The organism is Burkholderiales bacterium (assembly GCA_036262035.1).
In the GTDB taxonomy this organism is placed as follows: Bacteria; Pseudomonadota; Gammaproteobacteria; order Burkholderiales; family SG8-41; genus JAQGMV01.
The window spans coordinates 301,621-323,051 of record DATAJS010000005.1 but is presented as its reverse complement, the minus strand read 5'-3'; the positions used below and the strand labels follow the sequence as shown (position 1 = coordinate 323,051).

At 66.9% G+C, this 21,431-nt stretch carries 19 protein-coding genes; 12 read left to right on the top strand and 7 right to left on the bottom strand.

Annotation, left to right across the window (positions count from 1 at the left end; translation table 11 throughout):
* Positions 1–116: 116 nt before the first annotated feature.
* Together VHP37_04450 and VHP37_04445 are read right to left on the bottom strand one after the other, a co-directional pair.
* Complete coding sequence (locus tag VHP37_04450; protein HEX2825573.1) at positions 117–923, bottom strand: creatininase family protein; 807 nt, start codon at positions 921–923, stop codon at positions 117–119.
* Between the two features lie 176 nt (positions 924–1,099).
* The gene (locus VHP37_04445) at positions 1,100–2,176 is read right to left on the bottom strand and encodes a Gfo/Idh/MocA family oxidoreductase (protein ID HEX2825572.1); all 1,077 of its coding nucleotides are present in this window, start codon (positions 2,174–2,176) and stop codon (positions 1,100–1,102) included.
* A 79-nt stretch (positions 2,177–2,255) separates the two neighbouring features.
* Here VHP37_04445 and VHP37_04440 point away from each other — a divergent pair, with 79 nt between their 5' ends.
* The 7 genes from VHP37_04440 (at position 2,256) to VHP37_04410 (ending at position 8,006) form a co-directional block, all read left to right on the top strand.
* Positions 2,256–2,963, top strand: coding sequence for a GntR family transcriptional regulator (locus tag VHP37_04440; GenBank protein HEX2825571.1), 708 nt, complete (start codon positions 2,256–2,258; stop codon positions 2,961–2,963).
* 52 nt (positions 2,964–3,015) lie between these two features.
* Positions 3,016–4,110: a mandelate racemase/muconate lactonizing enzyme family protein gene (locus VHP37_04435; GenBank protein ID HEX2825570.1), complete on the top strand. Its 1,095-nt coding sequence runs from the start codon at positions 3,016–3,018 to the stop codon at positions 4,108–4,110.
* A 152-nt stretch (positions 4,111–4,262) separates the two neighbouring features.
* A complete protein-coding gene (locus tag VHP37_04430; GenBank protein ID HEX2825569.1) occupies positions 4,263–4,961 on the top strand; it encodes a Sir2 family NAD-dependent protein deacetylase in 699 nt (232 codons plus the stop codon).
* Positions 4,946–5,917: a tripartite tricarboxylate transporter substrate binding protein gene (locus VHP37_04425; protein HEX2825568.1), complete on the top strand. Its 972-nt coding sequence runs from the start codon at positions 4,946–4,948 to the stop codon at positions 5,915–5,917. Before VHP37_04430 ends, VHP37_04425 begins: the two co-directional genes overlap by 16 nt.
* Before the next feature lie 248 nt (positions 5,918–6,165).
* Positions 6,166–6,603: a response regulator gene (locus VHP37_04420; protein ID HEX2825567.1), complete on the top strand. Its 438-nt coding sequence runs from the start codon at positions 6,166–6,168 to the stop codon at positions 6,601–6,603.
* 155 nt (positions 6,604–6,758) lie between these two features.
* The gene (locus tag VHP37_04415; GenBank protein HEX2825566.1) at positions 6,759–7,220 is read left to right on the top strand and encodes a DUF4383 domain-containing protein; all 462 of its coding nucleotides are present in this window, start codon (positions 6,759–6,761) and stop codon (positions 7,218–7,220) included.
* Positions 7,221–7,586: 366 nt separating this feature from the next.
* Complete coding sequence (locus tag VHP37_04410; protein ID HEX2825565.1) at positions 7,587–8,006, top strand: pilin; 420 nt, start codon at positions 7,587–7,589, stop codon at positions 8,004–8,006.
* Between the two features lie 60 nt (positions 8,007–8,066).
* Here VHP37_04410 and VHP37_04405 read toward each other — a convergent pair whose 3' ends face one another.
* On the bottom strand, positions 8,067–9,266 hold the full coding sequence (locus VHP37_04405; protein ID HEX2825564.1) for an alpha/beta hydrolase: 1,200 nt from the start codon (positions 9,264–9,266) through the stop codon (positions 8,067–8,069).
* A gap of 132 nt (positions 9,267–9,398) precedes the next feature.
* Between VHP37_04405 and VHP37_04400 the strand changes: the two genes are divergently transcribed.
* Positions 9,399–10,508: a GGDEF domain-containing protein gene (locus VHP37_04400; protein ID HEX2825563.1), complete on the top strand. Its 1,110-nt coding sequence runs from the start codon at positions 9,399–9,401 to the stop codon at positions 10,506–10,508.
* Positions 10,509–10,885: 377 nt separating this feature from the next.
* Here VHP37_04400 and VHP37_04395 read toward each other — a convergent pair whose 3' ends face one another.
* From VHP37_04395 to VHP37_04385, 3 genes are read right to left on the bottom strand one after another with little or no spacing between them, the layout of a single operon-like run.
* Positions 10,886–12,274 (bottom strand): efflux transporter outer membrane subunit, encoded by a 1,389-nt coding sequence (locus tag VHP37_04395; protein HEX2825562.1) that lies wholly within the window; start codon positions 12,272–12,274, stop codon positions 10,886–10,888.
* Positions 12,271–15,411: a multidrug efflux RND transporter permease subunit gene (locus VHP37_04390; GenBank protein HEX2825561.1), complete on the bottom strand. Its 3,141-nt coding sequence runs from the start codon at positions 15,409–15,411 to the stop codon at positions 12,271–12,273. The genes VHP37_04395 and VHP37_04390 overlap by 4 nt, the downstream gene beginning before the upstream one ends.
* Before the next feature lie 16 nt (positions 15,412–15,427).
* The gene (locus VHP37_04385) at positions 15,428–16,642 is read right to left on the bottom strand and encodes an efflux RND transporter periplasmic adaptor subunit (GenBank protein ID HEX2825560.1); all 1,215 of its coding nucleotides are present in this window, start codon (positions 16,640–16,642) and stop codon (positions 15,428–15,430) included.
* A gap of 146 nt (positions 16,643–16,788) precedes the next feature.
* On the opposite strand from VHP37_04385, the gene VHP37_04380 reads away from it, so the two are divergent.
* The 3 genes from VHP37_04380 to VHP37_04370 are packed head-to-tail and all read left to right on the top strand — an operon-like array spanning position 16,789 to position 19,398.
* Complete coding sequence (locus tag VHP37_04380; GenBank protein ID HEX2825559.1) at positions 16,789–17,400, top strand: TetR family transcriptional regulator; 612 nt, start codon at positions 16,789–16,791, stop codon at positions 17,398–17,400.
* Positions 17,401–17,448: 48 nt separating this feature from the next.
* Positions 17,449–18,375: a hypothetical protein gene (locus VHP37_04375; GenBank protein ID HEX2825558.1), complete on the top strand. Its 927-nt coding sequence runs from the start codon at positions 17,449–17,451 to the stop codon at positions 18,373–18,375.
* Between the two features lie 57 nt (positions 18,376–18,432).
* Positions 18,433–19,398: an Ldh family oxidoreductase gene (locus VHP37_04370; GenBank protein ID HEX2825557.1), complete on the top strand. Its 966-nt coding sequence runs from the start codon at positions 18,433–18,435 to the stop codon at positions 19,396–19,398.
* Between the two features lie 160 nt (positions 19,399–19,558).
* Here VHP37_04370 and VHP37_04365 read toward each other — a convergent pair whose 3' ends face one another.
* Positions 19,559–20,308 carry an SDR family oxidoreductase gene (locus VHP37_04365; protein ID HEX2825556.1) on the bottom strand — a complete coding sequence of 250 codons (750 nt, stop codon included), beginning with the start codon at positions 20,306–20,308 and terminating at the stop codon, positions 19,559–19,561.
* A gap of 77 nt (positions 20,309–20,385) precedes the next feature.
* On the opposite strand from VHP37_04365, the gene VHP37_04360 reads away from it, so the two are divergent.
* Complete coding sequence (locus VHP37_04360) at positions 20,386–21,348, top strand: tripartite tricarboxylate transporter substrate binding protein (protein ID HEX2825555.1); 963 nt, start codon at positions 20,386–20,388, stop codon at positions 21,346–21,348.
* The last annotated feature ends 83 nt before the right edge of the window (positions 21,349–21,431 follow it).

The window sequence follows — 21,431 nt, the reverse complement described above, 5'->3', positions numbered from 1 at the left end:
GGGACAGACAAAGGAGGGAGGTCCAAGGAGGGAACCTTGGTACCCTCCTTGGCGTTCACCCCTCCTTGACGGGCCGCGAAGCGGCCCGCCAAGGAGCCTCCTCCTCCTGTTGCTCCTTAACCCGCGACTTTGAGGTGTTTGATCTCGGCGGTGCCGCCCTGCGCCTCGTCGAGCATCGCGAAGATCTCGGTCGCTTCTTTCGCGATCGAATCGGCGATGTCCTTGAGCATCTGCACGCCTTTGGCGACGGTCGCGTGCTCGGGCGCGCCGTACCAGCCCGTCGCCGCGATCGTCTTGATATCGCGCAGCACCGGCTGGTAGCTGCGCGTGCGGCGCAGCTTGTCCCATTTGCGCCCGTGCGAGTGGTCGGACGAATAATCGATGCGATCGAGATGGACGAGGTCGGGCCGATACGCGAGCACCGCCAGCGCCTCGATCTCGCCGCCGTGCGTGAGGCCGCCGCAGTCGTGGCCGTAGAGCTCGGCGGCGACGTAGCACGCCTGCACCGTGAGCACCGTCATGCCGTGCTCGCGATGCAGCGCCTCGGCGGCGATCGCGAGCGACGGGATGTTGCCTTCGTGCCAGTTGAGGATGAGGCAGTACTTCGCGCCGTGCGTAGCAAGCGAGACGCAGGTCTCGACCACCACGCGCTGATAGGTGTCGGGCGACAGCGTGATCGTGCCTTCGAACGGCATGTGCATCGGCGTGACACCGAGCGGCCCGCCGGGCAGCACCAGACCGTCCATGCGCTCGGCGACGGCGTGCCCGATCACGTTGGAGGCATAGATGTCGGTGCCGGTCGGCAGGTGAGGGCCGTGCTGCTCGACGCTGCCGGCGGGCAGGATCACGAGGGGATTCTGCTTGAGTTGCGCGGCGATCTCGGGCTGGGTGAGATCGATGAAGTAGCGCGATGGTAAAGACATCAATCGTCGTCCCCGCGTAGGCGGGGATCCATGTTAAATGCCGTTAAAAATCAAAAAAGTCAAAATGGGTTCCCGCCTGCGCGGGAATGACGTCGTCGGCCTGCGCTGCCGACGTCACCTTCGCGGGAATGACGTCATCGGCTCGCGCCGTCGCCGTCACCTTCGCGGCAATGACGTCACGCCGGTGACGTCAGTTTCGCCTGCGCTTCGGCCATCACTTCCGCCAGCGGCACGTACTGGCCTTTGCGCTCGATCGACTTCAGCGCGGCATACACCACTGCGACCGCGACGTTGCCGTTCCTCGCGGTGAGCTCGCACGGACGCCCGGTGACGCACGTGTCGGCGAACAGCTCGAGCTCGTCGCGGAACATGTCGCCTTCGGGGATCTCGATGGCTTCGCGCTTGCCGTAACCGTCCTTTCCGCGCTGGATGTAGAGCGTCGACGTCTTGTGGATCTCGGAGGGCGTGTCCCACGTCGAGAAATCGAGCTCGTAGTGCATCAGGCCTTTCGAGCCGAAGACGCGGATCGAGTAGATGCCGGGCGAGGTCCAGCACGAGCCGACGTACGCCACTTTGCCGTCGGCGTAGCGCATCAGCGTCATCGACTGGTCGTCGACCTCGGCGCCGACCGGCGAGAGCTTGGACGCCATCGAGGACACTTCGACGATCTCGCCGCCGAGGTAGTGCAGGGCGTCGAACTGGTGGATCGCGAGCTGCGACAGCGGTCCGCCGGGGGCTTTGTCCTTGTACCAGCGCCAGGTCTTTGGCGTGAGCTCGAGCGCGCGCTCGTTGGAGAAGTTCGCTTCGATGAACGACACGCGGCCGAGGTCGCCCTGGTCGATCGCGCGCTTGATCATGCGCGTGCCGACGAGGAGACGCGCGCTGTGGCCGACCACCACCTGCACCCCGTGCTGCTGCTGCAGCGCTTCGATGCGCAGGCCGTCTTCGAGCGTGTTGGCGATCGGCTTCTCGGTGTAGATGTGCTTGCCCGCCTTCGCGACCTGCTCGGCGACCGGCAGGTGCTGCTCGTTCGGCACCGTGAGGACGACCCCCTTGATTTCGGGATCGGCGAGGAGAGTCGGCAGATCGGGTGCGGCGCGCACGCCGGTCTCCTGCTCGAACATCGAGCGCTTTTCCTCGGTGCGGCTGTAGCCGGCGACGATCTCGAGCTTGTCCGACTTCGACGCGGCGCGGGTCAGTACCTTCGCCCAGCGGCCGAGGCCGACGATGCCGAGCTTCACGGGGGTGGTCATGCGGGTCTCCAGCGCGGCTGCGATTGCGTCCGCGACGTTCTCGTAATACGGTATTACGATATTACGACAGAGGTCAAGCATGGAATTGCCCAATCTCGGCATACAGAAGCACGCAGCGCCGCTGCGCCAGCAGGTGCTGGACGGGTTGCGGCAGGCGATCATCTCCGGCGACCTTACGCCGGGCGTACGCCTCACCGAGCGCGAGCTGACCGAGATGATGGGCGTGTCGCGCACCGTCGTCCGCGAGGCGTTGCGGCAGCTCGAGACCGAAGGGTTGATCGAGAACATCCCGAACAAGGGACCAGTCGTGCGCACGCTGTCGCTCGAAGAAGCGCGCGACCTGTACGCGGTGCGGGCGGTCCTCGAAGGTTTCGCGGCGCGGCTCTTCTCGGAGAAGGCGAGCGGCGGACAGCGCGAACGGCTCGAAGCGGCGCTCGCGCGCGTCGTCGAGGCTTACGACGGCGGCGACGCCGCGGCGGTGATCGACGCGAAGACGCGCTTCTACGACGTGCTCTTCGAAGGCGCCGCGAGCGAGACGCTGTCGTCGATGGTCGCGAGCGTCCACGCGCGCATCGCGCGCTGGCGTGCGGTAGGGCTCACGCATCCGCAGCGCTCGCCCGCCCGCTCGAACGAAAGCGTGGCGAACCTCAGGGCGGTCCTCGATGCGATACGCGCGCGTGACGGCGAAGCGGCGGAACGGCTCACGCGGGAGGAAGCGAACAAGGCGTCGGAAGAGGTGATGAGGCTGTTGAAACCGGGGCCAGAGCCCGAAAAAGCCGGGGTCTGACCCCGTTGTATGATTGCCTCTCCCCGCGACACATAACAACGAAAGAACCGCTATGAAAATCACCGGCCTCGAAACGCGCATCGTGAAGCTCCCGCTCGACGAGCCGCTCGCCGACGGACCCACCGCCGCGGGCGCGACGATGAACTTCGTGACGCTGCGCCTCCAGACCGATCAGGGTGTCGAAGGCCTGGGCTTCACTTTCTTCGGCGGCGGCGCGATGAGCCCGGCGCTCAAGGCCGCGATCGACGGGCTGGGCGCGCTCACGGTCGGCGAGAACCCGCTGCACATCGAGTTCATCGTGCAGAAGCTGCGCGCCGCGGCGGGTCCGAGCGGTCCCGGCGGCATCTTCACGCTCGCGCTCTCGGCGATCGACATCGCGCTGTGGGACATCCGCGGCAAGATTCTCGAACAGCCGGTGTCGACGCTGCTCGGCGGCTACCGCGACAAGGTCCCGACGTACGCCAGCGGCGCGCTGATGCGCGGCTTCCCGCTCGCGCACGTCGAGAAAGCCGCAGCGAAGCTGGTGGAGAAAGGCTTCCGCCAGATGAAGACCCAGCTCGCGCTGCCGGGCGACACCAATCCCGAGAAGGAGATCGAGCGCATCCGCACCGTGCGCAACGCGATCGGCTACGAGATCGATCTCATGTGCGACATCAACCAGCGCTGGGACGTGCGGCAGGCGATCTCGATCGGCAGACGCGTCGACGAGTACCGGCTGTTCTGGCTCGAGGACGTCGTCGCGCCCGACGACTATCCGGGCCTGGCCGCCGTCGCCGAAGCGCTGTCGACGCCGATCGCCGCGGGCGAATACGTGTACGGCCTCGTGCCTTTCCGCCACATGCTCGAAGCGCGCTCGGTCGACATCGTGATGGTCGATGTGCTGCGCGCCGGCGGCATCAGCCAGTGGGTGAAGATCGCAGGCATGGCGGAAGCGTTCAACCTGCCGATCGTCAACCACCTCGCGCCGGAGCTGTCGGTGCACCTCGTCGCGGCGGTGCCGAACGGCCTCACGGTCGAATACATGCCGTGGTCCGCCAAGCTGTGGAAGGAAGTGCCGCAGCCGGTCAAAGGCGAGATCACCGTCCCGGACAAACCCGGCCTCGGACTCGAGTTCGATAACGATGCGCTGAAGCGTTACGGCGTTTGAAAAGCAATTGACCGCAAAGGACGCAAAGGACGCCAAGGAAAACCAAGGCGAAAACGAATTTGATCTTCCTTTGCGTCCTTGGCGTCCTTGGCGGTTAAAAAATGTCTGTTAAGAGTGCACGCGGGATTATCGACAACGCGCAACGGATCGTTGTGCTCACCGGCGCGGGCATCTCGACCGATTCGGGCATACCGGACTTCCGCGGGCCGCAGGGCGTGTGGACGCTCAATCCCAAGGCCGAGAAGATGTCGGACATTCGTTACTACGTGTCCGATCCGGAAGTGCGCCGGCTGTCGTGGCAGAGCCGGCTCGCACATCCGGCGTGGACCGCGGAGCCGAACTCGGGGCATCGCGCGCTCGTCGATCTCGAGAAGCGCGGCAAGCTCCACACGCTCGTCACGCAGAATATCGACGGCCTGCACCAGCGCGCGGGGAATTCGCCCGACAAGGTCGTCGAGGTCCACGGCACGCTGCACACCGTGATGTGCCTCGGGTGCGGCTGGCGCGGCCCGATGCAGGAGACGCTCGACCGCGTGCGCGGAGGCGAGGAAGACCCCGGATGCAGGACGTGCGGCGGTTTGCTCAAGAGCGATACCATCTCGTTCGGCCAGGCGCTCATACCCGCGGTGATCGAGCGCGCGATGCGCGCGGCCGAAAAGACCGACTGTCTGCTCTGCGTCGGCACGAGCCTGCAGGTCTATCCGATCGCCGGCGCGGTGCCGAGCGCGAAGGCGGCAGGCGCGAAGGTGATCATCGTCAACGCCCAGGAGACGGGCATGGACGATCTCGCCGACGTGAAGCTCACCGATCCCATCAGCGAGGTCCTGCCACAGCTATGCGCAGCACGTTAATCGCCCTCACGGCACTGACAGCGCTCGCAGCATCCTTCAACGTCCACGCGCAACAGCGCTATCCCGAACGCCCGCTGCGGCTCATCGTGCCGCAGGCGCCGGGCAGCTCGTCGGACACGATGGCGCGCATCGTCGCCACCGAACTGACCAGGCACGTCGGCCAGCAGGTCATCGTCGACAACCGCCCCGGCGGCGCGCTGATGATCGGCATGGAGCTCACCGCGCGCGCTCAGCCCGACGGCTACACCATCGGTTACGCGCCGATCGGCGCGCTCGCGATCAGCCCGCACGTGGTGAAGAAACCGCCTTTCGACGTCATGAAGGATTTCGCGCCCATCGGCCAGATCGCCAACGGCAACATGCTGTTTGCCGCATCGCCCAACGCGCCGTTCAGGACGGTGCGCGAAGTCATCGAGTACGCGAAGCAGAACCCCGGCAAGCTCTCGAACGCGTCTTCCGGCAACGGCACGCCCGGACACGTCGGCTTCGAGCTCTTCAAGGTCATGACCGGGACGAAGATCGTTCACGTGCCGTACAAAGGCGGCGCGGCGGCGATCGGCGACCTCGCGACGGGCACGGTGCAGCTCATGCTCGAAGGCATGAACTCGATCACGCCGCATGCCAGATCGGGCCGCGTGCGTGCGCTCGCGGTGAGCAGCTCGCGGCGCTCCGACGCGTTGCCCGACGTGCCCACGATGGCGGAAGCGGGCGTGCCGGGCTACGAAGCGTCGACGTGGAACGGGCTCGTGGCGCCCGCGGGCACGCCGCGCGCGATGGTGACGAAGCTCAACGCCGAGCTCAACAAGGTGCTGGCGACCCAGGCGATCAGGGAGCGCTTCGCCGCGATCGGTGCGGAGCCCGCGCCCGTAGCACCGCAGCAGTTCGGCGAGCTCATCCGCAGCGAATACGCGAAGTGGGGTGACGTCGTGCGCCGCTCGGGCGCGAAGATCGACTGAAGCGCCGCCGCGGCTGCAGGCTGGACCGGTCTCCGCGCATTTTCTGCACGTCCGGGACTGCCATTTGCGGAAGAGGAATCGTGAGCACGGGCTAAATCCGCGCCGGCACTGGTTTTTCCCGGTGTGCGCGGTCCGCGCCCGGCAGGTACCCGGTTTGCAGCGGAATGCACAATTTCGATTTCTCAGAGACCGCTGACGACCATGCGCGAGGTGATTCCCCCGATTGGGAAACTGACACGGAGCCGGCAGTGACCGTGTCGTACACAGTGGAACGGGATCCGGGCACGCGCGGGTCGGACGATGTCGCGGCCGAGCCGCTGCGTATCGTCGTCGCCGACGACAACATCGATGCCGCGCTCACGCTCGCGGCGCTTCTGGGATTGCAGGGCCACGACGTGCGCACCGCGCACGACGGCATGCAGGCGCTCGACGAAGTGATGCGCTTCGAGCCTCACGTGGTCATCCTCGACATCGGCATGCCCGGCATGAACGGCTACAAGGTCGCCTCCGAGCTGCGCGAGCGCAACCTCGACGTGCTGCTGATCGCGGTCACCGGCTGGGGGCAGGAAGAGGACCGCCAACGCTCCCGCGCCGCCGGTTTCGACCATCACCTCGTGAAGCCGGTCGATTTCACGATCCTCTCCGAGCTGCTCGCCGCACGCGCCTCGGGCCGCACGCTGCACTGATTTTTCGCTTATAGTTCGGCGGACTTTTTCGCGGGTCCGCCGTGCGCTCGTCCGCTCTGCTCCTCGCGTCGTGCCGTCCCGGTCGCGCCGTTCCTGAAACGCGTAGGATAGGCATAAAGACTGCCTCACGGGGCACATTCGACTTGGAGGTTGCCATGACGGCTCGCACGTACGCTTCGGTATTCGGGGGATTGTTTCTGGCGCTCGGCCTGCTCGGTTTCGTGCCGGCCCTTTGGGAAAGCCCGCCGCCGGGGCCGGGTCTGCGCGTGTCGGTGTTCCACGCGAGCCTGTTCGGCATCTTCGCCGTCAACATCATCCTGTCGATGGTCCACCTCGTCATCGGCCTGTGGGGCGTGATGTCCGCGAACAACCGCTACTCGGCGCTCATCTATGCGCGCGCCGGCGCGGTCGTGCTCGCGATCATGGGCGTGGCGGCGATCATCCCGATCAACGCGATCCGCACCGCGGGCGGAACGATGCCGCTCTCGGGCGGCTACAACGAGTGGCTGTACCTGATCTCGGCCGCGATCGGCCTCATCTTCGCGATCCGGCCGGGTTATGCGCTGACCCAGATCGGCGTTCAGGAATCGATAAATCCTCACGTCCCACACGCGTAGCGTGCGTTTCCGGCCGACTTCGTCGCCGGAAACTTCGCTCCGCGAGCACGCCGGGGAACGCCAAGGAGGGAAGCTCGCTGCGCTCACTTCCCTCCCGGGGCGGTGAACGCCAAGGAGGCAAACCAAGGTTTCCCTCCTTGAACCTCCTTTCCTTTCCGACAGCGCCAGACATCAGGTCCACGCCTGAACCGGCATTTCGGTTTCCCCGCCCTCTCGGCCCCGCGGCCGCGATCTTTAACGCGATCTCACGCCGCCTGTGACGTAGTTGGCAGTTCGGGGTCTCCTGCGTTTCGGGATCCTGCCGTTATTGCGACTTGTCCGCGCCTACGTGCGCGCATTTGACGCATCCGGCAGGGAGTCCCAGACATGAACTCGATCCAGAAAGGTTTCACCCTCATCGAATTGATGATCGTCGTGGCGATCATCGGCATCCTCGCGGCAGTCGCGCTGCCCGCCTACCAGGACTACACCATCCGCGCCAAGGTTTCGGAGCTCGTGCTCGCCACGAGCGGGTTCAAGACGACCGTCACCGAGACCGCGCAGACCAACAGCACGCTCACCAACTCGGGTGTCGGCCTCACCGTCGCGACCGTGGGCAAGATCACCGGCGGCGGAGTGACCGACGACGGCGTCATCAGCGTGAGCGGAAGCGCGGCCACGGTCGGCACCGACGTCACGATCGTGCTGACGCCTTCGATCTCGACCGGCGGCGCGCTGGTGTGGGCCTGCACGGCCGCTTCGGCGATCCACAAGTACGTCCCCGCGGAGTGCCGCAAGACCGCGTAATCCCGGCGTCACCCGCCAAAACAAAACCCCTGCTCGCAGGGGTTTTGTTTTTCTACCGCCTCACGCGGTGAGCTGCTCACGCAGCCACTTCCACGCCGCCGGTCCCCACTCGCGCTCGTTCTTCGCGGCGATGTGCCCGTCGTCGGGGTACACGCGCGCTACGCGCCGCGTCGGCGGACCGCTCTCCAAAGCGAGATAGAGGTTGCCGATCGGCGTGAGATGGTCCTGCTTGCCGTTGATGAGCAGCATCGGCATCGTGAGGTTTTGCAGGAGCCCGTTGTCCTTGAGCGACCAGCGCAGGAACTCCGTGCGCTGGTCTTCCTCGGTGAGCGGCCTGCGCGCCGGCCGCGTGGCGCGCGGGCCGAACCAGTTCCTGGCGCGCTCGTCGACGTGCTTGCGCAGCTCGGCGCGCTCCTCGGCCGTGCCCCAGTAACCCACGCCGCCCGGGGCGACCGAGATCAGCGCTTTCACGCGCGGGTCCGTCGCCGCCAGCCGCATCACCCATAGTCCGCCTCGGCTCACGCCGAACGCGCCGAGTCGATTCCCGTCGATCTCGGGACGCCTGGCGAGCTCGTCGAGCGCGGACTGCCATGCCACGATCGATTCGGGCATGTGCGGGAAGGTGGTCTGGCCGGTGCCCGGCGCGTCGACGACGAGCGCGGCGAGACCTTCCTTCAGCGCGCCGTCGGCGTATTTCTCGCGGTCTTCCTTGTACATGTCGCCGCCGCACATGACGAGCACCGCCGGCACGCGTAGGGCGGCCGATGCCCCCTTCGGCAGGCGCAGGTGGCCGGTCGCCTCGTGCTCGCCGCGCACGATCCGCAGCGTCTCCGGCGGATATTCCGAGAGCTTCGCCGCGCGGTCGAAGCAGCGCAGGTAGCTCCCGTACGCCTGCGCCTTCAGCGGTCCCATGTCCGGCGGACAGATCGGCGAGCCCGACCGGTACGGCGCCGGGAAGCGCGCCAGGCTGTAGTAGGACTTCGCTTCGAGGAACGCGCGGCGCGCGGCGGCGGGATCGTTGCGCGCGAGCGCCTCCTCGCCCTGCTGCTCGAAGCGCTGCGCCACCGCGCTCCACGCCGGGACCCACACCTCGTCCTCGGTGCCTTCGAGCTTCTTCACGGTCTCGATGAGCGGCGTGAGATCGTCGAGCAGGTTGAACCAGCGTCGATAGAACCCGCCGATCGCCACCACGAACGGGTCCTCGTCGGGCCGGACGGGAAGGCTCGCGAGAATCGCCGGCTTGTCGTTTGCTGCGGCCACGGTCATTCCCCCTGGACGGTTTTATGGGCTCGTCAATAGTAGCAGCGGTCGAGTCCCCCGCAGCACCCGCCGGGGGTACCGGCGGGCGTGCGCCGTGATAACTTTTAGTCCCCCGGACGCCCAACGGCCGCCATGACCGCAGGTGTATCGCCAGGCTTCAAGGATCGGGCCGCCGCGCTGCGCGAACGCCTCGCGGTACGCGACGATACCGAGCATCTGCAGGCGCTGATCAGGATCGCGTTCGGCATCGTCTTCGCGATCTACCTGTTGGCCGTATTCGGTCCCGGATCGCGCGTCTGGATCTACTTCGTGGTCTTCGAGGCGATGGCGTGCGCGCTGCTCGCCGCCATCCTCGTGCATCCCCAGCCGTCGGGCTTGCGTCGAGCGATCGGCGCCGTCGTCGACATGGGCACGACGACGTTTTTCATGTGGGACCTGGGAGAGCGCGGCGCGGCGTTCTTCGGTGTCTATCTCTGGGTCACTTTCGGCAACGGCTTCCGCTACGGCGTGCGCTCGCTGTATGCCTCGCAGGCCCTGAGCCTCGCCGGCTTCGCGATCGTCATCGCTTTCAATCCGTTCTGGCGCGAGCACCCGCTGCTCGCCGGCGGGCTGCTCGTGACGCTGGCCGCGGTGCCGGCGTACGGCGCAGTCCTGTTGAAGCAGGTCGAAGCCGCGAACAGCAGCCTGCGCGACCAGGCGATGCGCGACGTGCTCACCGGGCTCTACAACCGGCGCTACCTCATGGACGCGTTCGAGCGCGAGCTGCACAGGGCGCGCCGCGCGGGCGAGCAGCTCGGGCTGCTCGTGATCGACATCGATCACTTCAAGCGCATCAACGACACCTTCGGTCACGCCGCCGGCGACGAAGTCCTGCGCTGCGTCGCGCGCTTCATGCTCGGCTTCGTGCGCGCGGGCGACATCCTGTGCCGGCTGGGCGGGGAAGAGTTCGTGCTGTTGCAGCCGAAGGCGCACTCGGAGGCGATCGTCGAGCGCGCGGACACGCTGCGGCGGCAAGTGTCCAGCCTCGAGATCGTGCATCACGGTCGCCGCATCGGCCCGGTCACGATGTCGATCGGCATCTCGATCTTTCCGCGGCACGGCACCAGCCCCGGCGCGCTGCTGCACGCGGCCGACGACGCGCTGTATCGCGCGAAGAACTCCGGCCGCAACCGCGTGCTCATGGCCGTCACGGCCGAGGAGAAAGCCGCGCGGCACGCGCTGTCCGAGCGCGATTCGGCGTGAGCGTTCTACGTGCGATGCTCGACGACGTATCCACGTCACCGTAGGGTGCGTTAAGGCGCAAGCCGAAACGCACCGCGCGTTTTCCATACAAGTTTCGCAGGAGCCGCCCTCGGCGAGCACCGCAGGGTCGCGCACGCGCAAGCGTGCGCGCCAACCGCTACGCAGCGCAGCGCAGTAGCGGCGCCTGGGTCGGGCGAGAAGGCCGTGACCGAGCGGGCGGCGTGGCGTTAGCGATGGTCGTCGCTTAGAAAGTCAAAATGGATTCCCGATCACATCCGCTGTCGCGGGTCGGGAATGACGATAAAAAGGCTTGGGAAGTCAAAATGGATTCCCGATCGCGCGACAGCGCGCGTCGGGAATGACGGTGAAGGAATGCGCTAATACGGCTGCCAGCCCCCGCCGAGCGCGTTCATCAGGTCGACGGTGAAGCCGAGGTATTGCAGGCGGTTGCGCGCCAGCGCGAGCTGCGCTTCGTTGAGCGTGCGTTGGGCGTCGAGCACTTCGATGTACGCCGAATAGCCCGAGGTGTAGCGCATGTTGGCGAGGCGCAGCGAGTTGCCCGCCTGCTCGACGCGGTCGCGCAGGTCGATCTCGGTGTCGGCAGCGAGGCGCACGTTCGACAGTGCATCGCTCACTTCGCGGAACGCCGTCTGGACCGTTTTCTCGTAAGTCGCCGCCGCCTGCTGGGCGCGCGCTTCGGCCTGCTGGGTGCGCGCCTTGTAGCGCCCCCAGTCGAGGATCGGACCGACAACGCCGAGCCCGATCGACCAGATGCCGGCGCCCGCCGCGAACAATGAACCGAGCTCGCGACTCTGCGCGCCGAGCGCGCCGGTCAGGCTGAACGTCGGGAATTCCGACGCGCGCGCGACGCCGATCTGCGCGTTCGCCGACATCAGCGTCGCTTCGGCTTCACGCACGTCGGGACGGCGCTCGACGAGCGTCGACGGCAGCCCTGCGGGCGGCAGCGGCGGCACCGGGAGCTGCCACACGTCACCCATCGGCACTTTCGCGTCGAGGATGCCGGTGAGCACGCCGAGCTGGTGCAGCGCGACGGCGCGCTGGCGCCTGAGCTCCTTGATCTGCGCCGCGATCTGCGCGCGGTTGGCGTCCGCCTGGTTGACGTCGAGATCGGAGGCGAGCCCGCCTTTCACGCGCGTGCGTGCGATATCGACCGAGTCGGCCGCGGCGCGCAACGTCTCTTCCGACACCGAGATCTGTGCGTCGATCGAGCGCACGGTGAAGTACGACTGCGCGATGCCCGCTGCGATCGTCAGCGCGACGACGTCGCGGCCGTACTGCGAGGAGAGATACTGCGCGGCCGCCGACTCGCGCCCTCGGCGCAGCCGTCCCCACAGATCGAGCTCGAACGAAGTGTTCCCCGAGAGCACGAAGTTGTTGCGGATCGGCGCGACGCTCGCCGGCAAGGTGCCGGTGCGCGTGCTCGACTTCGCGCGGCTCGCGGACGAGTTGAGATCGATCTCCGGGAAGAGCGTCGCGTTCGCTTCGCGCACCAGCGCTTCGGCTTCCTGCATGCGCGCGAACGCGAGCTTGAGATCCGCGTTCTTCTGGAGGCCGGCCGCGACGAACGAATCGAGCAGCGGATCCTTGTAGAGCTTCCACCAGTCGACGGGCAGGGCGAGCGTGCCGCCGTTGTCGGCTTCCGAATAGCTCTTCGGCAGATCGACCGCCGGACGTTTGTAATTGGGTCCCAGCATGCACCCCGAGAGGGCCACGGCGAGGACGGCGCTGACGACTGCGGACTTCATGTAGCTTCCCTTGCGACTTCGGCTTCACCTTCCGGCGGCAGTTTCTCTCCCATCTTCTGGCGCCGCGCGAGCCACACGAAGAAGAGCGGCACGAACACCGTCGCGATGAAGGTGGCGGCGAGCATGCCGCCGACCACACCGGTGCCCATCGACCGCCGTGCGCCGGCGCCCGCGCCGCTCGCGAGCGCGAGCGGCAGGACGCCGAGGACGAACGCGAGCGACGTCATCACGATCGGCCGGAAGCGCAGCCGGGCCGCCTGCAGCGCGGCGTCCATCGGCTTCATGCCCGCGAGCAGACCCTGCTGCGCGAACTCGACGATCAGGATCGCGTTCTTCGCCGCGAGGCCGATGAGCACGACGAGGCCGATCTGGAAGTAGATGTCGTTCTCCATGCCGCGCAGGAACACCAGCATGAGCGCGCCCGCGACCGCGAAAGGCACCGCGAGCACGACCGCGCCCGGGAGGCGCCAGCGTTCGTAGAGCGCGGCGAGGATGAGATACACCATCACGATCGCGAAGCCGAACGCGAAGATCGACGCGTTGCCGGTGCGCTTCTCCTGGAACGCCTGTCCCGACCACGACATGGTGTAGCCGGGCGGCAGCGTCTCGGCAGCGATGCGCTCGACGGTCGCGATCGCCTGACCCGACGACACGCCCGGCTTGCCGCTGCCGAACACTTTCGCGGCGATGAAGCCGTTGAAGCGCTCGACCTGCTCGGGACCGGTGACGCTGGTGGTGCGGATCAGCGCCTTGAGCGGGATCATCTCGTTGGTGGTGTTGGAGCGCACGTAGACCTGACCGATGTCGTCGGGCTGCGCGCGATACGCGGCGTCGGCCTGCAACTGCACGCGGTAGGTGCGGCCGGACATGTTGAAGTCGTTCACGTACAGCGGGCCCATCGTGCTTTGCAGCGCGTCGAAGACGTCGTTGATCGGCACGCCGAGCGCCATCGCCTGGTCGCGGTTCACGTCGACGAGCAGCTGCGGCACGGTCGGCCGGAAGAACGTGTTGATGCCCTGCAGCGTCGGGTCCTTCGACAGCGCGCCCGTGAACGCCTGCACCACCTGCGCGAGCTTGCGCGCGTCGGAGTCGCCGCGCGCCTGTATGTAGACCTCGAAGCCGCCCGCGCTGCCGAGGCCGCGGATCGCGGGGGGATTGAAGGCGATCACGATGCCGTCGGCGAAGCCGGATCCCATCTTCGAAACTTCACCCGCCAGCTGCGGCGCGGTCTTCTCGCGCTCGTCCCAGTGCTTGAGCAGGATGAAGCTCGTGCCGGCGTTCGGCTTGTTGCCGCCGCCGATGAAGTCGCGGCCGGGCACCACGAACATGTGATCGATCACCGGGTCCTTGGCGAGGCGCTGCTGGAGCTGCGCGCCGGTCTTCGCGGTCCGCTGCAGCGTCGCGGCGTCGGGCAGCATGATCGAGCTGATGATGTAGCCCTGGTCTTCGGTCGGCACGAAGCTCGTCGGTACGAACCTGAAGAGCAGCCCGACCACCACGATCAGGCCCAGCACCGCGAGACCTGCGATCACCCGGTGACGCAGCGTGCGGTCGACAAAATTGAGGAAGGTCCGGGTGAGCTTCGCGAAACCGGTGTTGAAAGGCCTGAAGAGGCGCGATTCGTGATCGCCCGGCTTGAGCAGCAGCGCGCACAGCGCGGGCGTCAGCGTGAGCGCGACCAGACCCGAGATCACGACCGCGATCGCCACCGTCACCGCGAACTGGCGATAGAGCACGCCCGCGATGCCGCCGAGGAACGCGACCGGCACGAACACCGCGCACAGCACGAGCACGATCGCGATCACCGCGCCGGACACTTCCCGCATCGCCTCGATCGAAGCCTGCTTCGCGCTCATGTTCTCTTCGCGCATCAGGCGCTCGACGTTCTCGAGCACGACGATCGCATCGTCCACCACGATACCGATGGCGAGCACCATCGCGAACAGCGTCAGGGTGTTGATCGAGAAGCCGAGCAGGTACAGGCCGGCGAACGTGCCCACCAGCGAGACCGGCACCGCCATGATCGGGATCAGCGTCGCGCGCCAGTGCTGGAGGAAGACGAACACCACGAGGATGACGAGGATCGCCGCTTCGGCGATCGTGATCACCACCTCGTGGATCGACGCCTCCACGACTCGCGTGGTGTCGAACGGGATGAGGTACTCGGTATCCGAGGGGAAAGCGGTCCTCAGCTCGACCATGCGCTTCTTCACCGCGTCCGCGACGTTGAGCGCGTTGGCGCCGGTCTGCAGGAACACCGCCATGCCGACGGCCGGGGTGCCGTCGACGGTCGTGGAGGTGTCGTAGCTCTGCGCGCCGAGCTCGACGCGCGCCACGTCGCGGATCTTCAGCACGCCCGAAGGCCCGCCGGCGCGCACCACGATGTCGGCGAACTCCTCGGGATTCACCAGCCGGCCGCGCGCCGTCACGGTGTAGTTGAGCGCCTGGCCGGCCGGCGCAGGCTCCGCGCCGACCTTGCCCGCGGCGTACTGGTTGTTCTGCGCGCGGATCGCGTTGGCGATGTCGGTCGGCGTCACGCCGAGGCGGGCCATCTTGTCCGGCTGCAGCCAGACGCGCATCGAATAACCGGAGCCGAAGAGCGTGACGTCCCCGACGCCCGGGATGCGCTTGAGCTCGTCGATCAGGTTCACCGTCGCGTAGTTCGCGAGGAACGTGGTCTCGCGCGAGCCCTTCGGTGACTGCAAACCGATCACGAGCAGGATGTCGTTCGAGCGCTTTTGCACGATGACGCCGTTGCGGCGCACTTCGTCCGGCAAACGGGGCAGGGCGACCTGCACGCGGTTGTTCAGCTGGAACACCGCGCGGTCGATGTCGGTGCCGACCTCGAAGGTCGCGGTGATGCCCACCGTGCCGTCGGAGGCGGCGGTGGAGTTGAAATAGATGAGGTTCTCGACGCCGGAGAGCTGCTCTTCGATCGGCGCGGCCACGGTCTTGGCCAGCGTCTCGGCGCTCGCGCCGGGATAGCTCGCGCTGATCGTCGCGGTCGGCGGCGCGATCTCCGGATACTGCGAGACCGGAAGGCCGAACGCCGAGACGAGGCCCGCGATCAGGATGACGATCGAGAGCACGCTCGCGAAGATCGGGCGCTCGATGAAGAAGCGGGAGAAATTACCCATGGATTGTTCTCGAGCGTTACTTGGCGGCGGGCGCGGCGCTGTTCTGGCCCGACTTGCCGGTCGCCGCGGCCGGCGCGGCGGCCTGCGGGCCGGCGCCCGGCGCGTGCGCCCGCACCGTCGCACCCGGACGCAGCTTCATCAGGTTGTCGACGATGACCGCGTCCCCCTGCTTGAGGCCGCCGGTGACGACCCACTTGTCGCCGAGCCAGTTCGCCGTCTGTACGGGACGCATCGTCGCCTTGCCGTCGGGCTCGGCCACCCACACCATGCGCGCCTGCTCGGTCTGTACCACCGCCGCCTGCGGGACGAGGAAAGCGTCCTGCTCGCCCGCGAGGATGCGCACGTTCGCGAACTGACCGGGCAGCCACTTCATGGTCGGATTCGCGAACTCGGCGCGAAGCTGCACCGTGCCGAGCTTGGGATCGACGGTCGATCCGGTGAAGTTCAGCCGGCCGTCGGTCGCGGTGACCTGGCCGTCCTGCGTGCGTATCTCGACTTTCGCGTTGCGCGCGCCGTTGCGGATGCGGTTGTAATCGCTCTCGGCCAATGAAAAGCGCACCCAGATCGGATTGACCTGGGTGAGCGTGGTCAGCAGATCGGTGTTGGCGGCGACGAGGCTGCCTTCCGAGCGCACCGCGCGGCTGGTGATGCCCGAGATCGGCGCCTTGACGTTGGTGTAGGACAGGTTGAGCTGCGCCTCGGCGAGCTTCGCCTGCGCGCCTTCGACCGCGGCGGCCGACTGCTTCGCGGCGGAGGAAGCGTCGTCGAACTCGCGCTGGCTGATGGCGCGGTTGCCGGCGAGCCCTTTGAGACGGTCGGCTTCGCGTTGCGCACGCTCCTGCGTGGCGCGCGCTTCGGACAGCGCGGCTTTCGCCTGCGCCACCGCGATTTCGAACGGCGCGCGATCGATGATGAAGAGCGTCGCGCCCGCGCTCACCGCACCGCCTTCGGTATAGAGACGCTTCTGGATGATGCCGCCAACGCGCGCGCGTACTTCGACTTCGCGCGAGCCTTCCGCCTGGCCGACCGCTTCGAGCGCGATCGGCACGCGCTGCAGCGAGACCTGCTGCACGGTGACGGGAATCGCGGGCGGCGGACCGCCGGCGCCCTTGCCGCCTTTTTCCCCGGCGCCCGAAGGTTGCTTGTCGCCGCACGCGGCGAGGAGTGCGGCGAGCGCCGCCGTGGCGAGAACGAGCGATGCGCGGCGGGTGTTCTTATTTGGGGCTTTCATCCGGGAAGGCAGGTGACTGTGGACTGGAGAGGCGCCATTATATACAATCAAGGATGTATGTAAATGGCGCAGGCATCGATGACTCGCATTCGGCAGGCCCGCCGCGACCCGCGAGTCAGATCGCAACCGAAACCGCATTAGCCAGCATGAGACGTACCAAGCAGGAAGCCGAGCAGACGCGACTCGCCATCATGGCCGCGGCGCTCGCAACCTTCAACACGCGCGGCATATCCAGCACGAGCCTCGGGCACATCGCCGAGGCCGCCGGAGTCACGCGCGGGGCGATCTATCATCACTTCGGCGACAAGCAGGCGCTGCTCTCGGCGATCCGCGAAGACGTCGCGCTGCCCATCACCGATCGCGCCGATTTCACCCTGCTCTCGGGTGAGGGCGATCCGCTCGATCGGGTCAAGCGTTTCCTGCTCGACATCTATACGGCGGTGGACGAGGACGCGCGCACCCGCACCGCGTGCAGCGTGATGAACTTCAAGTGCGAGTACGTCGGCGAGCTCGACGGCGAGCTCTCGGAGTACGCGCGCAAATGCGAGCGCACCAGGAAACAGCTCGTCGACGTGTACGCCGAAGCGAAGAAGCGCGGCCAGCTTCGCAAAGGTCTCGCACCCGAGATCGCGGCGCTCGACACCACCGTGTTCCTGACGGGACTCATACGGCTGGGTCTTCTCGACGATCGCGGCAGCGTCGTGCGCAGGCACGCGGTCGAGCTCATCGAGGCTCACGTAGCCGGCCGCAAGGCGTAACGCGCGGCGTTTTTTCGGTCAGAATAAGCCTCCCGAGGGAGGACCATCATGGCCGACGCATCTCACGCTCCGGTTGCGAGCGAATTGCCCGCGCACGGGTTCGTCATCACGAAACCGGTGCGCGGATCCGACATCCCCGCCGACTACACCTTCGTTCTCACCCGCGACGAGATCTACGTGCCGATCGCAGTGCGCAAGCCGCGCGGCGCTGGCCCGTTCCCGCTGATCGTCATCGGCCGCGGCAACGGCCGCGGCGGCCTGCCGCACGTCGAGAAGCAGGTCGAGCGCCTCAACCGCATGCAGGAAGTCATGATGGCGCGCGGCTACGCGGTCGCGTACGTGCAGTACCGCAACGAGATCCCGCACCTCTACAACCAGGTCGAGCGCGCGCACAACGTCGGCGACGACATCAGCGGCGAAGGGCGCACGCTGAAGTCGACGCCGTCGCTCGACTCCGACGACATGATCGCGATCCTCGCTTACCTGCGCACGCTGCCGTACGTGAAAGCCGACCGCATCGGCTGCGTCGGCGTGAGCCACAGCGGTGAGATGATCCTCAAGGTCGCGGCGGAGACGAGCTTCGCGTGCGGCGTGGTGATCGAGGGCGCGTCGCACGAGTTCCTCGTGGTCGATACCGGGCCGTCGGCGCCGCGCGAGGACGGCGTGCTCCAGTACCACGACAAGGAGCGCGTGCGCAAAGCCGCCGACAAGGACAAGGCGATGGCGCGCATCCGGCGCATCGAGACGCCGATCCTGCACATCGGCCGCGACCGCGACCACCTGCAAGGCATCTTCATGCTCGCGCACGAGTGGATGGTGGAGGCGGGCAAGGACAGCACGTGGATGTCGCTCGATCACCCCGATCACGGCTACCCCTATCTCTACACCGACTCCGGCAGCTTCAATCCCGACCCGGTCCAGAAGCAGGCGTTCGATGCGTTCATGAAGTATTTCGATGAACGTTTGAAAGCGTGAACGGGTGAACGGGTGAACGGGGAGTTGCTCGACGCGGACACGGCAGATTCGGTGCGGATGAGCGCAGAGGAGGCGACTGCGCTCGGTGTCGCTGCACTGAAGCGCTGCGGTTACAGTGAAGAGGACGCGCGCATCGTCGTCGACCAGCTCGTCGACAACATGTTGTGCGGCTACAAGTTCGCGGGGCTGCCGCGCATCCTCGCGATCGCGAGTAACGAGGAGACCAAGAAGGCGCGCAAGCCGATCGGGATCGTGCACCAGACGCCGCTGTCGGCGCTGCTCGACGGCGGCAACAACGTCGCTTACATCGTCGCGTATCGCGCGGCCGAGGTCGCGATCGACAAGGCGCGCACCCACGGCATGGCGTCGGTGGGCGCGTTCAACAGCTACTACAGCGGGCGCAACGCGTATTTCGTCGAGCGCGTGGTGAACGCGGGGCTCGTCTGCCTGCACGTGGCGAGCGCGCAGCCGCGCGCGCTGCCGCCCGGCGGCGCGAGGCCTGCGTTCGGCACCAACCCCCTCTGTTTCGGCTTTCCTTCGGACGATGGGCCGGTTATCGTCGACATGGGAACCGCGTCGCTGATGTGGGGCGACGTGGCGCTCCACGCGCATCTCGGCCGGCCGCTGCCGGAAGGCGTCGCGTTCGACGAGCACGGCAGGCCGACGACCGACGCGAACGCGGCGCTGCGCGGCGGCGTCGGCATCTTCGGCGGCCACAAGGGTTACGGCCTTTCGTTCGCGGTGCAGGCGCTCGGACTGCTCGCCGGTGCGGCGCGCGCGCACGGTCAGGTGCAGGACTTCGGATTCTTCTTCTGGGCGCTCGATCCGAACCTCATGCTGCCCGGCGGCGACTTCCCGAAGCAGATGGCCGAGCTCGTCGCGAAGATCAAGGCGACGCCGCGACTGCCCGGCGTGGAGGAGATCCGCATCCCTTCGGAGCGCGCGTTCCGCGAGCGCGAGCGGCGGCGCCGCGAAGGGATCGTGATCGAGCGGAAGGTGGTCGACTCGCTGCGGGCTTTATAAAGCGATGGACCGCAAAGGACGCAAAGGACGCAAAGGAAAACCAAACGCGACGTAGGGTGCGCGCGAGCGCACCGCGCCGTTTGTTCGATCGAGCCACTTTCGCCAGGCATTCGCGCCCGACGTCACCTCTGCGTCCTTTGCGTTAAAAGCTTTTTAGCTTTTAGAACATCATCTTTCCACCATTAACGTGGAAGGTCTGGCCGGTGATGTAGCTCGAGCCGGGGCCGCAGAGGAAGCGCACCGTGGTGGCGATCTCTTCGGGCGCGCCCTTGCGCTTCATCGGGATGGTGTCGTCGGCGGCGGTCGGGGCGCGGCCGGCGGCGCGGACCGTGGCCATGGTGCCGGGCGCGATCGAGTTGGCGCGGATGCCGCGGTCGGCGAACTCGCGCGCGAGGCCGCGCGTGAAACCGACGAGGCCGTGCTTGGCGACCGAGCCGTGGATGCGCTTCGCGGCGCCGGACAGCGACTGCATGCCGGCGAGCGTCACGATGCTGCCGCCGCCGTTCTGGAGCATCGACGGGATGCACGCCTGCGCGAGATAGAACGCGCCGTCGAGCGTGATCGAGAGCGGCGTGCGCCACTCGTCGTAGGAGAGCTCGAGGAAAGCCTTCTCGGTGCGCACCGATGCGTTGAGCACGAGGAAGTCGACGCGCCCGAAGCGGTCGAGCACCTTGGCCGCCATGCTCCTGCACGCGGCGGCGTCGGCGATGTCGGCAACGTAGAGCTCGGCGTCGCCGCCCGCATCGCGGATCTCCTTGACGACCTGCTCGCCGTCGGCGACCGAGCCGCGGGTATTCACCGCGATCTTCGCGCCGGCCTGCGCCAGCTCGAGCGCTGTGACGCGGCCGATGTTCTTCGCGGCGCCGGTGATCAGCGCGACCTTGCCTGCAAGCTCCTGGTTCGATGCCATCTCTATCCTCCTGTCGGTGTCGGCGAAGCATAGCCGAAAACAGCGCTATCATTCGCCGCTTTCCGAGGAGAATAACGATGAAACCCTACGCACCCGCGATCCTCGCGTGCGCGCTCGCCGCATCGAGCGCTGCCGCGCAGAGCTATCCCGAGCGTCCCATCCGCGTCGTCGTCGGCGTCCCCGCCGGCGCCACCCCCGACGTCATGGCGCGCAGCGTCACCACCGGCATGTCGAAGATCCTCGGCCAGCCGCTCGTCATGGACAACCGCGGCGGCGCGGGCGGCATCATCGGCTCCGAAGTCGCGGCGAAAGCGGCGCCGGACGGCTACACCCTGCTGGTGAGCAGCCCCGGCCCGCTCACCATCCTGCCGCACATGCGCACCAATCTCGGTTACGACCCGCAGCGCGACTTCGTGCCGGTCGGTCTCATCGCGAGCAACCCATTCCTGCTGATCGTGTATCCCGGGGTGCCGGCGAAATCGATCAAGGAGCTCATCGCGCTCGCGAAGTCGCAGCCCGGCAAGCTCAACTACGCGTCCGCGGGCAACGGCGCCGCGAACCATCTCGCGATGGAGCTCTTCAAGAGCATGACGGGCGTCAACATCACGCACGTGCCCTACAAAGGCGCGCCGCAGGCGGTGAGCGACGTGCTCGCCGGCCACATGAACATGATGTTCAACTCGATTCCGCCGGTGCTGGCGCACATCAAGGCGGAGCGCTTCCGCGCGCTCGGCGTCGGCGGCGCGAAGCGCAACGCGCAGCTGCCCGACGTGCCGACGATCGCCGAGGCGGGCGTTCCGGGTTACGAGGCGATCACGTGGTTCGGCATGCTGGCGCCGGCGAAGCTCCCCAAACCCATCCTCGTCAAAGTGGGCGATGCGTTCAAAAAGACGATCCAGGCGCACGAAGTGCGCGCCATGCTCGAATCGCAGGGCGCCGACCCGGGATCGGGCCAGCCGCAGGAATTCGGCTCGTTGATCAAGCGGGAGTACGAGCGCAATGCGAAGGTGGTGAAGGCGTCGGGAATTAAAGTTGACTAAGAAGTGACGGATAGAACGGTGATGGATAAGGCGGCGACGAAAAGCATTGCGGCACTGTAACCCGTCACCGTTTCATCCGTCAC